The sequence below is a fragment of the Thalassoglobus sp. JC818 genome, from assembly GCF_040717535.1.
Lineage (GTDB): Bacteria > Planctomycetota > Planctomycetia > Planctomycetales > Planctomycetaceae > Thalassoglobus.
In genome coordinates this window covers 407,466-423,279 of sequence record NZ_JBFEFI010000003.1, presented here as the reverse complement: position 1 = coordinate 423,279, position 15,814 = coordinate 407,466, and the positions used below count along the sequence as shown (strand labels likewise).

General features: G+C 52.3%; 13 protein-coding genes. 7 read left to right on the top strand and 6 right to left on the bottom strand.

The window, feature by feature from the left end; genetic code table 11:
• Nucleotides 1-53: 53 nt before the first annotated feature.
• The gene (locus AB1L42_RS09555) at nt 54-356 is read right to left on the bottom strand and encodes a hypothetical protein (protein ID WP_367053740.1); all 303 of its coding nucleotides are present in this window, start codon (nt 354-356) and stop codon (nt 54-56) included.
• Nucleotides 357-640: 284 nt separating this feature from the next.
• Here AB1L42_RS09555 and AB1L42_RS09550 point away from each other — a divergent pair, with 284 nt between their 5' ends.
• On the top strand, nt 641-1,828 hold the full coding sequence (locus AB1L42_RS09550; RefSeq protein WP_367053737.1) for a M28 family peptidase: 1,188 nt from the start codon (nt 641-643) through the stop codon (nt 1,826-1,828).
• Nucleotides 1,829-1,835: 7 nt separating this feature from the next.
• Here AB1L42_RS09550 and AB1L42_RS09545 read toward each other — a convergent pair whose 3' ends face one another.
• The 3 genes from AB1L42_RS09545 to AB1L42_RS09535 form a co-directional block, all read right to left on the bottom strand.
• Entirely contained in the window at nt 1,836-2,939 is a 1,104-nt protein-coding gene (locus AB1L42_RS09545; protein ID WP_367053735.1) for a tRNA adenylyltransferase, read from the bottom strand.
• A gap of 244 nt (nt 2,940-3,183) precedes the next feature.
• A complete protein-coding gene (locus AB1L42_RS09540) occupies nt 3,184-3,852 on the bottom strand; it encodes an LON peptidase substrate-binding domain-containing protein (RefSeq protein ID WP_367053733.1) in 669 nt (222 codons plus the stop codon).
• Between the two features lie 18 nt (nt 3,853-3,870).
• Nucleotides 3,871-4,242, bottom strand: a complete 372-nt coding sequence (locus AB1L42_RS09535) for a DUF309 domain-containing protein (RefSeq protein WP_367053731.1) — start codon at nt 4,240-4,242, stop codon at nt 3,871-3,873.
• Between the two features lie 178 nt (nt 4,243-4,420).
• Between AB1L42_RS09535 and nth the strand changes: the two genes are divergently transcribed.
• The 4 genes from nth (at nt 4,421) to AB1L42_RS09515 (ending at nt 10,981) form a co-directional block, all read left to right on the top strand.
• Nucleotides 4,421-5,083 carry an endonuclease III gene (gene nth / locus AB1L42_RS09530; RefSeq protein ID WP_367053729.1) on the top strand — a complete coding sequence of 221 codons (663 nt, stop codon included), beginning with the start codon at nt 4,421-4,423 and terminating at the stop codon, nt 5,081-5,083.
• Nucleotides 5,084-5,487: 404 nt separating this feature from the next.
• Nucleotides 5,488-9,018, top strand: a complete 3,531-nt coding sequence (locus AB1L42_RS09525) for an acyl-[ACP]--phospholipid O-acyltransferase (protein ID WP_367053727.1) — start codon at nt 5,488-5,490, stop codon at nt 9,016-9,018.
• Between the two features lie 121 nt (nt 9,019-9,139).
• Complete coding sequence (locus AB1L42_RS09520; RefSeq protein WP_367053725.1) at nt 9,140-9,784, top strand: nucleotidyltransferase family protein; 645 nt, start codon at nt 9,140-9,142, stop codon at nt 9,782-9,784.
• Between the two features lie 435 nt (nt 9,785-10,219).
• Entirely contained in the window at nt 10,220-10,981 is a 762-nt protein-coding gene (locus tag AB1L42_RS09515) for a hypothetical protein (protein ID WP_367053723.1), read from the top strand.
• Between the two features lie 116 nt (nt 10,982-11,097).
• Here the strand turns inward: AB1L42_RS09515 and AB1L42_RS09510 are convergent, their stop codons facing one another.
• The gene (locus AB1L42_RS09510) at nt 11,098-12,441 is read right to left on the bottom strand and encodes an FAD:protein FMN transferase (protein ID WP_367053721.1); all 1,344 of its coding nucleotides are present in this window, start codon (nt 12,439-12,441) and stop codon (nt 11,098-11,100) included.
• A 290-nt stretch (nt 12,442-12,731) separates the two neighbouring features.
• On the opposite strand from AB1L42_RS09510, the gene AB1L42_RS09505 reads away from it, so the two are divergent.
• Complete coding sequence (locus AB1L42_RS09505) at nt 12,732-13,385, top strand: hypothetical protein (protein WP_367053718.1); 654 nt, start codon at nt 12,732-12,734, stop codon at nt 13,383-13,385.
• A 1,289-nt stretch (nt 13,386-14,674) separates the two neighbouring features.
• On the top strand, nt 14,675-14,872 hold the full coding sequence (locus AB1L42_RS09500) for a cold-shock protein (protein WP_146507982.1): 198 nt from the start codon (nt 14,675-14,677) through the stop codon (nt 14,870-14,872).
• Between the two features lie 204 nt (nt 14,873-15,076).
• On the opposite strand, the gene AB1L42_RS09495 is transcribed toward AB1L42_RS09500, so the two are convergent.
• Entirely contained in the window at nt 15,077-15,763 is a 687-nt protein-coding gene (locus AB1L42_RS09495) for a hypothetical protein (protein WP_367053716.1), read from the bottom strand.
• Between the last annotated feature and the right edge of the window lie 51 nt (nt 15,764-15,814).

The window sequence follows — 15,814 nt, the reverse complement described above, 5'->3', positions numbered from 1 at the left end:
GTTTCGACAACATTCTGGTGAAACCACTCGTTTCACACATTCAGGAACTTCTCCTAGAAGACGTCCAGAATGAAGTGATGGCCCCAGTGATATGGTCGTTCGCTGGGATAGAAGTTGTGCCACTGAGAGTTGTAGACAGGGATCCGACGTTCGGTCGGATACCGGTAATACATGTGATCGTAGCTCTCTGGCTGAGTCTGGTAGTTCTGTGGGTAGTAAACGTAAGGATAGTGGTAGAATCGCTGCCAATTCGTCGGTTGCCCCGGAGGAGCTGCTTCAACTTCGTTGGTGCCGACAAACATGACGACCAGGAATGCGACGGAGCACAAACCGGCCAGAAGTGTTTGCTTCAACATGAATGATCTCCATGATTAATTTCGGAGAGAGCGGACTAAATTCCTCAGGACGTGTTGCCGCACAAGCACCGGTGAGAGTGATCGCATCACGTCGAAAGTTGACTGATCAAAGGAAACATCGACAGGCGACGGCGTTCAAAACAGGATTTTTCGTTAGAATCCGCCCAGCCGTCATAATTGGTCACCATTCCCAATCGAATCGATCCACCGCGCAACTCAAGAAAATGCTCCATACGATGTCGAAAGGCTGCCCAGTTGTCCGTCACCAGCATCATGAAAGTCGAATGCAGCGACTTCTCCTCGCTCTGATTTTCAGTCTGATCGCGATCGCTAACCTCGCGGTTGCAAGCGACGGGGTTGAAGTCGAACAGGCCGAAAGTGCTGCTGAGACCATCGTCTCCGCTCAGGACTTGCTCTCGCATCTCGAATATCTGGCGAGTCCGGACCGACGCGGCAGAGACGACTGGGGAAAAATCGAATCGGCCGATTACATCATCGCTCGGTTTGAGGAATCCGGTCTGCAACCGCTTTTCGAAGATGGCTTCATCCAAGCAGTCCCTGATTTCAACGACAAGTCCGCTGATCCCATCATCATGGGACGCAATATAGGCGGATTCGTGGAGGGAACAGACCCGCTTCTCAAAAGGGAGTGGATCGTCGTCAACGCCCACTACGATCATCTCGGAGTCCGTGGGGGGAAGATCTTTCCCGGAGCTGACGACAATGCCAGTGGTGTCTCGATGCTTTTGGAACTGGCGAAACACTTTGCGAAAAATCCAGCTCGGCGCAGCATCGCCTTTGTCTCGTTCGATCTTGAAGAACATCTGCTCTGGGGTTCACGCTGGTTTCTTGCGCACTGCCCGCTGGAAGAAGAATCGATCCGCTTCTGCCTCACAGCGGATATGATCGGTCGTTCACTCGGAGGACTTGATATTCCGACAGTCTTCGTCATGGGAGCGGAGACTTCCCCTCAGGTGAGCCATTGCCTCGACCAAATTGCTGTGCCTGAGGGTCTCGAAGTGGCCCGGCTCGGAACAGACATCGTTGGCACGCGCAGCGACTATGGACCGTTTCGATATCGAAAAATTCCGTTTCTGTTTTTCTCTACGGGTGAACATCCCGACTATCACACGCCGGAAGACACGCTGGAAAAACTGGACATCGACAAAATCGCACTTGTCTCCACTGCCATGCTTCGTGTGGCAGACCAGATCGCCAATCTGCCATCTTCCATTGAATGGGACGTCGACGAAACACCTTCGCTGCACGAAGTTCGTGCCATCAACTCAGTGACAAAACAACTTCTTGAAGCGGAAGAGATGGGAGAGTTCGAGATGACGGATTTGCAGCGGCTGTTCGTTTCGCAAGTCAAATCGAAAACCAGCTACATGCTTCGCACAGGGAAAATCTCACCCACCGAACGCACCTGGCTCGTGCGATCTACTCAGCTCATGATGTTTTCGCTGTTCTGAATCGAGATCAGTCTTCTGCTGCGTCCAATTCGTCTCGCGCAAGCTCACGTATAATCGACAATGCTTCTGTGACCTTGCGAACATCCGCTCCGGGAGTCCTTCCGAGAAGATCACACTCGGCTAGCTGTGTGAGATCTTCGTAGTCCAAATGCTTTTGGAGCCGCCGCAAAGCTCTTGCTCCCAGCACTCCGATTTGAGCACGCTGGGCATCTTGCAGGTTCTCGATGAACCATGCTGTTCGTTCAGTAATCCAGCCATCGAGAACGTCTAAACCAGCACGCGCTGGGTCCATTGGATCGACAGCGAGTCCGACATCGTGAAGAATCGCAGCGAGAAGAAACTCTTCGTCGTACGGTTTTCTCGCGCAAGCCTGCTCAAAAACCTGCAAGCTGTGATAGAGAGCATCTCCTTCGGGATGATCGTGCTTATTCTGTTCCACACTCTCCAGAGGAAGAAGCAGGAGTCGATAGAATTCAAACCGATCAGATGGCTCGAGTTCCGAACTCGCAGAGAATTCCGGATCGAAGTCCGGGTAGCTGTCGCGGAGAATTTCCTGAAACTCTTCCAGGTTCGCTTCTGCTTCCTTGGGGTTGTCCTCTTCGATCTCGCTCGAGAGCCAATCACCCGACCGGAAAATCAACTCGACCGGGTATTTCTCTTTCACCAGTACTCGCACCGACTCCGAACTCCTTGTCGGTTCGAAAGACTGCTGCTCGAAAAACAACCCGTGACGATCGAGTAAGCTTAAGACTCGATCCAACGCAGAAGCGTCGATAAGAATCTGAATCTGTCCGCCCGATCGCATTTCCCCATCGACCGCTCCTCCAAAGAGAATCGGCTGAGATGGTTCGAGAAGATTCATCATCCTCCAGGCAGTCAATCGCAGGTCCAGAAGGTTATCGAACCCGCGATCTCCTTCGTAGAGCGACACGAAGCGTTGGACTTCGTTCCTCAATTCCGTATCAGTCGGGAGAAGCGATTGTTTGACCCAACCTCCGCAAATCTTTCGTCCAGCACGCATTTTCGCCCGGTAGTAATCTACCTCCTGTCGCGAGTGAATCAGCCGGGCAGCGTCAAAGAGGATTTGCTGTTTCGTCTTATCATTGTTCATAAACGAAGGTATCGGAAATACCTCAATCGACCTGAAAACTTCACGCTCCTGAGGAACTCGCTGAGACACTTCGCCTCAGTTTGAGAAACTCCTCGCTATTGCGTTTTTCAGAATGATCTCGATCGATCACTCTACGTCAACGGTACGGAACCCCTGAACAGTCGGCAAGATGTTGGCCAATGTTTCTGACAGGGAGAAACAATCCACAATCGCAATTTAAGACAGAAGCGTTAGAAACTTCTGATCAATTGCTGCTGAAAAGGGGCATTCCGTTCTCTTTCACACGTCGCGAATGTTGGATTCGGCCATACAGCCGATTCAGAATCCATTCTGCGCGGCGATCAGCGGAAGCTTCAGCAAGCAGTTCGAACCGTTCATGAATTTCGAAATCGCAGACGGTCGAAGCCAGATCCACGAGGCGCGAGAACGAGAGTTCGACTTCAAGAAGCGGAATGAGAAGTCGACTCGTCACTGCATCAGGAAACAACATTTCCAATGCCTGCAAGATTGCGAGACGAATTTCGCGCCGATCGGTGGACGTTGTTGAGCGCTCGTCATGCAGATGACGGACCACTACTGAGTTGTCATTCGCGTCGCTTTCAAGAATCTCGACTCGTGACAGTCCTCGAAATTCGATTTGCAACTCGTCTGCGGAGACGTCTTCGGTTCGCAGAATTTTCGCCAGACAGACGATCTGGCCTTCGCGAATCGATGTGCGATCCGGAACGAGAATCACGGTTGCTTCCGGTTCCTCTTCGACTAACTGTTCGCAGTCACGCTTCAGGTGATCGCGTGCGATGACGACTTCCGTTGCTTCCGGCAACACGGCGACGTCTTCCAGAAGCAGTACTGGGTAAGCGTGTTGAGACCGTTCGATCGGCTGTTTCAACAATTTCTGTGTTTCTGATGACATGTTCCATTCCTCCCGATGCTACTCAACAAACTCCAGTTTCGGGCACAATTCCGGGTTCATTTCCGCTCCCTGTGGATAGCTGTCGTGCGATCCCAGAATCGGTTCAAAGCAGACTTCGAAGTCTGCCAGAAAAGTGGCCAGATCCAGCCCCGAGCATTCGGGGAGATAGGGAGTGAGATACCGGACGGTGGAATCGTGCATCTTCCGCGCTCCCCCAAGATTTCCCTCTCCGAAGTGAAAGAGCGCGACCGCCGCGTGAATCAGGCCTTGCAGAAATTCCCGCTGCTCGCCGAGAGTCTCTGACCAGATTTCTTCAAGAACATCGTGACACGCGAAGAATTCCTGTCTATTGAACAAGCTGACGGCGTGTCGAAACTGTTCGTTGTCCATTCCACCTTCTCAAGTGTTCTCTGATCGTTGGATGATCGTTTTTCTCTGGGTTGGGACGTTGAGCTTAGCGCGTAGAATTGATACTTGTCGACAGGAAAATGAACTCTCGATTGCGTTTCCGAGATCTCTTTCAAAGACTCTGAAACACGTGTTCAACGGATGAAACGATCGGCTCCCAATGTTTGACACTCTTGATGCCAGAAAGCGACAAGCCCGCAAAGTGGTCACGCGGCTGCGCAAGACCTATCCCGTGGCAGAGTGTGCCCTGCATCACGAATCACCATTTCAACTCCTGGCAGCGACGATTCTTTCGGCTCAGTGTACGGACGAGCGAGTCAATTCGGTCACGCCAACACTCTTCTCCAAGTTTCCTGATCCTGAATCCCTGGCTGCCGCAACTCAGGCACAAGTCGAAGAGATCGTCAAACCACTCGGGTTCTTTCGGGCCAAAGCCACGAATCTGAGAGGAATGGCGCAGGCGCTCGTCGATCGCCATGACGGAGTTCTCCCTCAGTCTCTCGACGAACTGGTCAAGCTTCCAGGAGTCGGTCGCAAAACAGCGAACGTCGTCCTCGGAACCGCATTCGGAATTCCGAGTGGAGTGGTCGTCGACACGCATGTCCGGAGAATCTCCAACCTTCTCGGCCTCACAGAAAGCCAGAATCCCGAAATCATCGAGCGAGATCTCGTTGCGATTCTTCCAAAGAAAGAGTGGATCGACTACTCACATCGCATGATTCACCACGGTCGGCAGATCTGTATTGCCCGTCGTCCAAAATGCCTTGAATGCCCGATGCTGAAGATTTGCCCCCGAGTCGGTCTGGCCCCGCTGGAAAGCTAAAGTCGTTGCTTTCAGCTCAAGCATGCTGTCTTCGGCGGGAGGCGGAATGGCCGCCGAAACGCCGAAAACTGGTCCGTTTTGTGCACCAGCTATGCCGGTTTGGGAAAAGTGGTGTTTTTGCATAGACAAGAGCGTGATATTCTCCGGAAAAGGTCGCCGATTTCCTGAAGCATCATCGTCTTCGGTTTTCAGCGATTGACGCAGGCAACCGCAGCATTCATCGAACGAAACAAGTACCGGCGAGCGTGCAGAGGCCAAGAACATGGCCAATCGAACTCGTCGCTGTTCTTGTTCCCAGCCCGATGGGCTGGATCAACACCTCCCAGTGTTCACCCGGATGAGTTGATGACAACGACCCAGACAATTTCTTAAATTCACAACTTCTTCGGACAAGAGACGACAGTATGAATTCGGCTGAAGTCCAAACAGATGAACTCGGCGAATCCACGCGTGAGAACGGGTCGCTGACCTCGCTCAGCTTTATTGGACTGGTTCTGACACAGTTTCTCGGGGCGTTTAATGACAACCTTTTCAGATGGTTGTCCGTCCCGATTGCCGAGCAAGTCGTTGGACAGTCAAACGCCATCGCGATCGGGACCGTCTGCCTGACGGTTCCATTTCTGATTTTCTCTCCGATGGCGGGATGGCTGGCGGACCGATTCAGCAAACGATCAGTCATCATCGCATTCAAAGTTGCCGAGATTGGCATCATGCTGATGGCGGTCCTCTCCATACTTTACGGAAACGTCACTGCCTTGTTCAGCGTCGTCTTTCTGCTCGGAAGCCAAAGCGCCCTGTTCGGTCCGGCGAAGTTTGGAAGTATCCCCGAGATCCTGCCGACCCGTCTCCTCTCGAAAGGAAACGGAATCATGCAGCTGACCTCGATCCTGGCGATCGGGTTGGGAACAGTCGCTGGGTTTGCTCTATATGACTGGGCTCGTCCCACTCTCGGAGCTGGCAACATTCAAGATTTGTCAGCAGTCTCCATGATTCTAGTGGGACTGGCTGTTGCAGGCACAATCACCAGTCTCGTAATTCGAACAGCAGGAGCAGGTGATTCTCACGCGAAGCTGCAAATCAATCCGATTACCGCCATGGTCCCTCCTTTGCGAGCGGTCTTTTCGGATCCAAGACTTCTGAAAACGGCTCTTGGAATCGCGTTCTTCATGTTTCTGGGCTCGCTTTCACAACAGAACATCAATCCTTATGGCGAACTGATTCTGGGGCTCAGTAAATCTGACGTTGGAATTCTTCTCGGAATCCTCATCGCCGGTGTTGGGTGCGGATCGGTGCTCGCTGGGTATTGGTCCGAAGGAAAAGTCGAATTGGGAATCGTTCCGATCGGAGCGGTGGGAATTGTCGCCAGTTCATTCTTCCTCGTGCTTGCTGGCTGGATGTACTCGCCGGAATACCCTCCGAAAGAGCAATTCGCGTATTGGGGTTCGTGCCTCGGCCTGTTTCTTTTGGGTGGAAGCGCCGGCTTGTACGACGTTCCTCTCGAGGCATATTTGCAGTTCCGCAGTGATCGCAAGAATCGCGGCATGGTGCTCGCCGGGAACTATTTGATTTCCTATGTCTGCATCGTGGTTTCCGCCGGTGTCTTTCTGCTTCTCCGCGAGGTACTCAATATTTCCCCGCTGAATATCTTTCTGATCGGCGGACTCATCACGATTCCCGTTGCATGGTATGTCGTCTTTGTCGTTCCGGATCTCTCGTTCCGATTCTTCATGTGGCTGATGACTCATACCGTCTACAAGCTGCGAATCTTCGGTCGAGAAAACATCCCGGAGAAAGGTCCGGCTCTCATCGTTCCGAATCATGTGAGCTTTGTCGACGGGATTCTGATGATGATTTCATCCTCACGAATGATACGCTTCGTCATCTACGCCGACTTCACCGAGAAGCCTTTCCTCCGTCGGCTGGGCCAAGTCATGCGAGTCATTCCAATCGACGCCAGTCGCGGCCCGAAAGAGCTCGTTAAGTCGCTCCGAATTGCGAAGGACGCCATCAAAGATGGAGAACTCGTCTGCATTTTCGCTGAGGGTCAATTAACCCGCACCGGACAGATGCAGCCGTTTCAGCGAGGGATGTTCAAGATCATTCAGGGATCTGACGCCCCCATCATCCCGGTCAATCTGCATGGATTGTGGGGCAGCATCTTCAGTTGGCGGGGCGGAAAACTCTTTTGGAAGTGGCCGAAGAAGTGGCGATATCCCGTTGATATCCATTTCGGAAAACCGATTTACGACGTACAAGATCCTGCAGTTGTCAGACAACAAGTGGAAGAGCTCGGAGCCGAGGCAAATCTAATGGACATGACACGACAACCCATTCCCGCCAAGAGATTCATTCGTCACTGCAAAGCCAACAAAGGGCGAACGAAGGTCACCGATTCGACCAAACAAACGCTCAATGGTGGGAAGCTTTTGGCTGGCTCACTCGCATTTCGACGCGTGCTTCGTCGAGAAGTTTTCGCACCAGATGAGAAAACCGTCGGTGTTCTGCTGCCTCCATCTGTGGGGGGATGCCTGGCGAACATGGCTCTCGCTCTGGATAAGCGAGTCAGCGTCAACCTCAACTACACACTCTCAGAAGATGTGTTGAATTACTGCGTGAATCGCGCTGGCATCCGACATGTCTTGACCAGTCGCAAGTTCCTCGAAAAGAAACCATACAACCTCGAGAACGCGGAGTTCGTGTTCCTTGAAGATCTCAAGGAAAAAGTTTCAGCAGTCGACAAAGCGGCCGGAGCATTCGGTGCGTATGCAATGCCTGCCTCCGCCCTCGAAGCTTCACTGGGGCTGAACTCGGTCGATCCGAATGAAACATTGACGATCGTGTTCACTTCCGGTTCGACAGGTGAGCCCAAAGGTGTCGTCCTTTCACACAGCAATGTCGGAGCGAACATTGAAGCGGTCGACCATCTTCTCAATCTGAATGACAACGACGCTTTGCTCGGTGTTCTGCCTTTCTTCCATTCCTTCGGCTACACAGCATGTATGTGGCTGCCACTGTGCTACAACGTGCGAGGGATTTATCACTTCAATCCGCTTGATGCCAAAATTGTCGGTCGATTGTGCCAGGAAAACCGGGCGACCATTCTCATGGCGACGCCAACGTTCTTGCAGATGTACTTGCGACGCTGCGACAAGGAACAACTTGAGTCGCTCGATCTGATTGTTGTTGGTGCCGAAAAACTTCCCGAACAACTTGCTCGCGACTTCGAAGCCAAGTTCGGAGTTCTTCCGACCGAAGGTTACGGAACAACCGAACTGTCGCCCGTGGCTGCGGTCAATATTCCGGATCATCGATCGACAGAAGTCGTCCAGCGTGGCACAAAGCTTGGGACTGTCGGTCGACCGTTGCCGGGAGTGACAGCCAAAGTCGTCGATCCGGAGACCGGAGAAGACCGCGGAATCGGAGCAGAAGGTTTACTGCTGATCAAAGGCCCTAACGTGATGCAGGGTTACCTGGACGAACCAGAGCGAACTGCTGAAGTCCTCAAAGATGGCTGGTACTGCACCGGAGACTTCGCCTCCATCGACGATGAAGGTTTTGTTTCGATCACTGGACGGCAGAGCCGGTTTTCCAAGATCGGTGGCGAAATGGTTCCGCACATTCGGATCGAACAGGAACTGAATCGTATCTGTCAGGATTGCAACGACGAAGAAGGAGAAATCCTTCTGGCTGTCACAGCTGTGCCTGATGATCGAAAAGGTGAAAAGTTGGTTGTGCTTCACAGATCACTGCACATCACTCCCGAAGAAGCCATCAAGCAACTCTCCGACACCGGGCTTCCCAAGATCTGGCTTCCATCTCGTGAAAGCTTCGTCGAGGTCGATGCCATTCCTGTTCTCGGAACGGGAAAACTCGATCTGCGTGGAATCAAAGACCTCGCGCTGGAGCGGTTTTGTCAGCCTGAGCTGCAAGCCTGAAACAGCACACTCGCGTCATTGATCGTATCAAGCGACACGAACTCCCTCACTTGATTCAAACCTGCACTTCCGTTGATCAATATCACTGATCAACGGAAGTGTTCTCACTACTGGATTCACTGTGAAAGAATCGGAGCGTCAGACTGACGCGGCACTGCATGCAGCGATTCCGGCTGCGGGTTTCAGTCGTCGGATGGGAGAGCCGAAGCTGCTCATGCCGATCGCGGGGCAGCCGCTGATCCGACACCTCGTTGACCAACTTCAGCATCCGTCAATCGCTTCAATTTCGATTCTCGTCAGGGCTGAAGACACCGCGTTGATCGACTGCTTAGAGACGACAACCGCCACAGTTGTCACGACAGAAGTTCCGACACGAGATATGCGAGAAAGCGTTGAACGTCTAATTCGTGAGATTGGGCAGAGCGCGTGCCACAACACATCAGACGGGCTTCTGCTCATTCCTGCGGATTATCCCTTCGTCGCAAAGAATGTGCTGTACAAACTTGTCGTTCAATGGATCGCCGCACCGGATCGTATTGTTCTCCCGATCTTCGAAGGTCGGCGCGGACATCCAGTCATCTTTCCGTGGGATGTCGTTTCTCAAGTGGATGAAATCCCGGCTGACTCCGGATTGAACTGGCTTGTCAAAAAATTTCCTGAACGAGTTCTCGAAGTTGTGGTTGACGATCCCTCAATTCACTGGGATGTCGACACTCCCGATGACTTTCGACGAATTTCCGAGTTTGTACAAAATCGACTCAAGTAGACCGACTGCGTTTACGTGTTCGACGCTGCTGAACGTGTTTCTTTTGATGAATACCGCGATCGCACTTAATCGCTGCCGCCAAGTTGCCGTTCAGATCATTTCGGAATCTCAGACTTTGACTGAACGACTCAGCAGGCAATGGCCGATTCCGATGCATCTTCGTTCCGAAAATGACGATAAGTACGAATAGCGGAGATGGACCATTTTCGTGGTCTCGCTGCATTCGCCTGATGTCGTGTCTTACCAAGCATTTTCTGATTGTTTATGCACGATCAAGCACAGCCTTTTTACTTATGAAACAGTGCAAGCGAGTGCACAGGAAAGAGCAACTTGCTCTAAAGAATGCAGCCTCGCTCGTGTAAAAACACGAGCCTCTGCTCATCACACTCTCATTGAGAAGCTGGGGGATTGCATTAAGCAATCTGGAGAATGATCATGGATACGATCGGCACAATTCGTCCGGAAGAAGCATTCTGTTCACCAGAAAGCCAACTCGAAGAGGCAGTTGAACGCCTGAAGTATCTCGTGTCTCGAAAGAGTGCAGGTCTTCTCGTCGGTTCGAGCGCAGTGCAGCTGCAGACCGTCACTCAACATCTTCTTCGCTCACTCTCCGAAGAAGGGCAGACTGCTCAACAGATTCACCTCGCCGGAGTCTCAGCGGACGAGTTTCCTGAGTTGATCGCGACGGAACTCGGAGTTCGACCGGTTCGCTCGAGTCGAAAGATCGACCAATGGTCAGCGATTTCCAACTTCGCTTCCTCTTCGAAGCTGCTTCCAGTTCGCCGCTGCTTGATTCTCTCCGGACTTGAACTTGTCGACGAATCACTCATTCCGGCAATCGATCGGATCCTCACGCTGATCCGGGGGACAGTTCCCGTGATCTTCACTTCATGGCAATCGCTGAGAGAACCTCTTCGAACAGTTCTCGCCCAGCACGCCTGGATGAAAGTCGAGATCGGAAATCTCTCACCTCAGGAGTCAGTTCAGGAATTGGCGGGTGAGCTGGCCCGTAAGAATGTCGACGTCAAACTCTCTTCTGACGCTGCCGCAGTCGCTCATCAGCTCACCAATGGAGATTTGAATCGACTGAGACGGTTGGCCGAACTCGCTGCGATCGCTGCGGAAGCGGACGAACTTCCCATTATCGACGCCAACGTGCTCCGATCACTGTCGGAAGAAATTCCACCCGTGGCGTGAACCTGTCGTTGAAGCGACGCCTGCTCGAGAGGTCGCACGTCACACATTGAGAACTTCTCCAGATTCGCTGGGGAGGTTGCTACGAGAATTTCGCACCATTCATTTTGAAGCGTGCTCTACAGAGATGCTTCAGAGTCGGACTCACCGTATGACTTCGATGAGCTGGCCACTTTCTCTTTCAGTTGCTGCTTGAACTGATCGCACTCTTCGGGCGGAGTTGTACACATTTCGCAGATCGAACGACCTTCATCGTCTTTCAGCCCCTCAGCACCTCCACAGCTTCCTTTCAGGGCACGATTGGAGAAAATCACTCCGACCGCCAAACCTGAAAGTGCCAGCGAGAACACGAGGATCGTGATCAGAAAGACGGTCAACGCAGACTCTTGACCGTTGCCTTGAAGATTGCCGGGATCGACTTCGACGAAGCTGCCCGCACCTGCAGTCGTCGACAACCTCTCGATTCCCGATTCATTTTCAGTGATCAGGTAGGCAGTGATTCCTTCCTGATCAGCAAGTCGTTGGCCTTCTTCCGGTCCGAGAACCATGAGCGTCGTCGCCCATGCGTCCGCGAGCATGCAGCTATCTGCGACAACTGAGGCAGACGAAAGATGATGTTTGACCGGCCAGCCTGTTCGCGGATCGATCGTGTGCGAGTACCGCTTGCCATCGTACTCGAAAAAATTGCGGTAGTTTCCGGATGTCGCGAGTGCTTGATCTTCAAGGTCGACAGTCGCTTGAAGTTCTCGGTTGAGTGAACTGGGGCGTTCGACTCCGAGCCGCCAGGGCTGATCTCCTTTCCGGCCTGAAGTGCGAACTTCTCCACCAATCTCGACCAGACAGTTTTTGATCTCCTGTTCGCCCAGCAGCTCGACGATGGCATCAACACCATATCCCTTGGCGATTGCGGAAAGATCGAGCTCAACATCCGGTAGAGACTTCTTAATCGCGGGCGGGTCCAGTCGCACGGACACGTGCTGACCTCCCACGCTTTTCATCGCTGACTCAATCTCTTCTTCAGAGGGAATACCATCCGCTGCCGGATCTTTCCCGAACCGCCACATCCGAACGAGTCGACCGACAGTCGGATCGAAAGCCCCTCCTGATACCCGAAACACCTCGAGGGCAGCTTCCACAACTTCTGCTGTCTCTGCCGAAACGGGAAACCATTCCGTCGAGGTCTGCGTATTGAATCGCGACAACTCTGATTCAGGATCATAAGTCGACATCATCGCCAGGATTTCATCGAGACGCTGATCAACAAGCTTGTGAATGACTTCTCGGTCGGGGGTTGCCGCGTCTGCGTCGGATTCTGTCACCCACTTGATGGAGTAAGTGGTTCCCATGGTTTCGCCGACAATTTCCACAATCTCAGCGCGTCCAGTCTGTGCCAGAAGCACAACCACCATGAAAAGGAGGACGGAAACGAATCGGAGAGCGAAACCTGGAACCCTGAAAGTCATTGCTTGGAAACCGTTGAAGAATGAGAAGAAACCTTGGAACTCGATTCTACTCAATGTTCTGCCCACGAACAGGTACGCCCTTCTGTGTTCAAGGTCGCAAACTGGCAACATCCTCAAACATGCCCTGTTCTCGTGTTGATCTTCGGAAACAGGGGGTTTAGAGAAGACTGGCAACAGATTCCGGAGAGTCATTCTGTAACATGTTCTACCATAGAATGTTGCGCGAATCATAGGTGATTTGCAAAAGAGACTGTTGTGATCGGGTACGGGGTTTGCCACAGTGTTTCGAAATGATCACCTTCTCATCGAAATCACTCCCGTTCTCGCAAGACGTCTTCATCGCTTTCCGAATCGCAATTCTGGAAACCGAGGAAAGATTGACTCTCGCTCATCAGATCGACCTGACGGATCATTCCGGGTTCGGCTACCTGACGCAGGTTCCGTTTCTCAAGAGTGTCCCTCCGCAAGTTCAAATCGACTTGCTGCTGACATTCTGGGATCGGTATCTCGCACGTGAGCGTTTTGCGTCTGACTATCTCGACGAAAGCATCGTTTACGCTGTCTGCGAAACAGCTGCGACGCTGGTGCGATCACAACCGACGGTCGCCAGTCGATTCATTGAGACCGGTCCACTCAATTGTCCGTTCACTCCCAGCGGTGAATCAGCAGATCGACTTCAAAAACTGCACCTCGATTACGTCAGCAATGGACACTTTCTGCTTCTGAGTCAATTCCAGGACCTTCCTCCAGACGAAGCTCGTGAACTCAAGCGTGAATATGGAATCAACTCCGATTCCAGCGAGAGAATGTTCGACGTGCTGAGTCAGTGGCATGTTTCGACGGATGTCGAGTCCCGAGCAATTGGGCTGCTGACTGAAAGCGAATCAACACGTTTGAGCCAGGTGCTGACGACGTCGATGGGTTTACGAAAAGTTAGTGAATAACGACGCTTGTGCAAAAACCGGAATTGCCTTTTCGTGAAAGACGTGCTCTAATCAACCAAAGTTATTGAATTGTCACAGCATTGACGCTGGGCTTTTCCACATTGGGGTCCGGGAAATCGAATTTCCTTGTCTGCAAGACGGCAGAGTCCTGTGATCGCTTGTGGTTTAAGTGCGTTTGGGAAGTTCTGTTTTGCTGCCGACTGAAGTTTGCTTCGGGTTTGTTCTAAAATTGATTCAGTCACTTTGGCTGCTGATCTGCGGAATTTTCTGGGCATCGACCGTTCTCTTTCGGCCCTCAGTGTCACTTTCCCAAAACACCATTCTGTTCTCTCTTGACGTCCCAGTTCACTGCTCGAGAACTGGCCATCAACGTCTTACCCAATTCTTCCAAGCATTTCGACCCAGTATTCGTGAACGGGGATGTTTCGTTCACCTGATCAGTCGATGGAATGTCTCACAACGACTGCTCGTGCATGAGCATTGGCTCACACGTTGCCTCCGCCCCAACAATATCATTCGCGGAAGTCGTTCAGTGGCAGCCCATCTCAAGCGAAGTCTCCCGGTGAGTAACTTTGCTTCAAGATTCATCGCAGCTAGTAATTCCCATCGGCCAGCGAATTCTTTCGCGGGTCTTTTCGGGGATTGGTGGTCTGGACGGCAGCAGTTCAAATTGTCGTTTAGTTTTTGAGTTCAACATGAGAACGGTTTCAGCTGTCGTCGGTGCGTTTTTGTCCAGTTATGGATGCTGGAGTGATCAGACACTTTGGGCTCCGGTTCGGTTGAAGTTAAGGAGTTTATCCCAACCCGAAATCCGTGGCTCTGGCGCGAGTTCATCTGAAAGAGATCGCGGCAGAACCATCAACCGGAGAAATGAGTGTTTCGTTGCGAATTGTGTCAGGCAGTTGTCCCAGCCGGAGTGCGTGCCAGTCGTGTCACCCTGGTAACTCGGTCAAAAACGTATGTCGAACGTGGCCGCCAGCCGATGGAACGAGGAGGCCCACGCGGAAGAGGAAGAAGTTCCGGAGGAAAGTCGAAATTTGACAAAGGTGGAGAAGGATCGGAGATCGTTCGAGAAGCCGCTGTCTGCCCGAACTGTGCGAACCAGCACAAACTACAAGAAACACAACATCAGGAAATCACAAACTCACCGGAATCCGGCGAGTCTGATTCGGAGTCTTGACCGATTTTTTCGGTCTCAATTCGGAATGGAACTGTTTCCATTCCAAACCCACTTCTTGGTCCTGACCACAGGACCACCCACCACTACTTGGATTTTGGAGAGTACTGAAATGGCCACTGGTCGCATCCGTAAACTTGCGGAAAAAGGGTTTGGTTTCATCGAAACTGACAAAGGAGATCTGTTCTTCCACATGTCTTCACTGCAGGGCTGCCGATTTGAGGATTTGTCTGAAGGACAGGAAGTTGAATTTGAACGCGGTCAGGGTCCAAAGGGTCCACGCGCCGAGAACGTGAAGCTGGTGGGATAAGCCAACGTTTTCTGTGACCGAAGAACGGAAGAAGGCGACCCGTCCACGTGACAGGTCGCCTTCTTTTATTTGATCACCGCGCTAGCTTAACGGTTCACGATGGTCTCGAAGTTTTCAAACTCGCTCCGCAGTGACACTCCAGCTTCACACGCAGCATGTTGAGAGCCTGCATTCAAGCGAGTGCAGCAAGGCGGCAGGAACGGCCTAGTTCGCCCAGCCGATCATGTCTCCATGGAAGCGGTCGTAGAAGATCCAGCCGATTCGCTCACTGAGGCGAGAGAGGTACTCCCGTTGAAACGACGAGAGTGACTGATCGTAAGAAGATCGCGGCACGCGTGTCGGGAAGACGAAGTCGAGTTCCTTGGTGAAGATCCGGTCTCCGTATCCATCCTCATCGACTTTCACGACGTGGATGTAAGCTTCAGTTTGACCCCGATACAAAGTGGTGCTGGTTCCTTCGTGCAGAGAGAAGTCAGCCAGTTCGATTTCAATCACGTAGTCGGCGTCAAACTCAGCTCCGATTTCTTCCGCCCGCTCCCAGTCCGGGTGCTCATCAACCCAGGCTTTGATGAAGTCGGGATGAATCATGGTGATGTGGTTCTGTGACAGTCGTCCCGACACATAGGTCGCGACCTGTTCATCGATTTGAGGAAACTTCCACTGAAGTTCGGTCGGTGCGAAACAGACGACGGCGACTTTGATATCCGGGTTGCTTAAGGACTCGCCGGTCTCTGCGTCGAAGTCAGGTTCGATCGATGGTGGACCGTGGAGGAGATAGCTGATGATCACAAACTGCGAACACCCTGAGCATGTCAATCCAAGCAGGCACACCAGCACCAAACTCCGGAGGGCTCTTCCAAACAGGTATGGAGTCATATGAATACGGTTCATGGTTCAGCTTGGGGGATCGAGTACTGCGATTTGTGAGGAAGCAAGACGGGA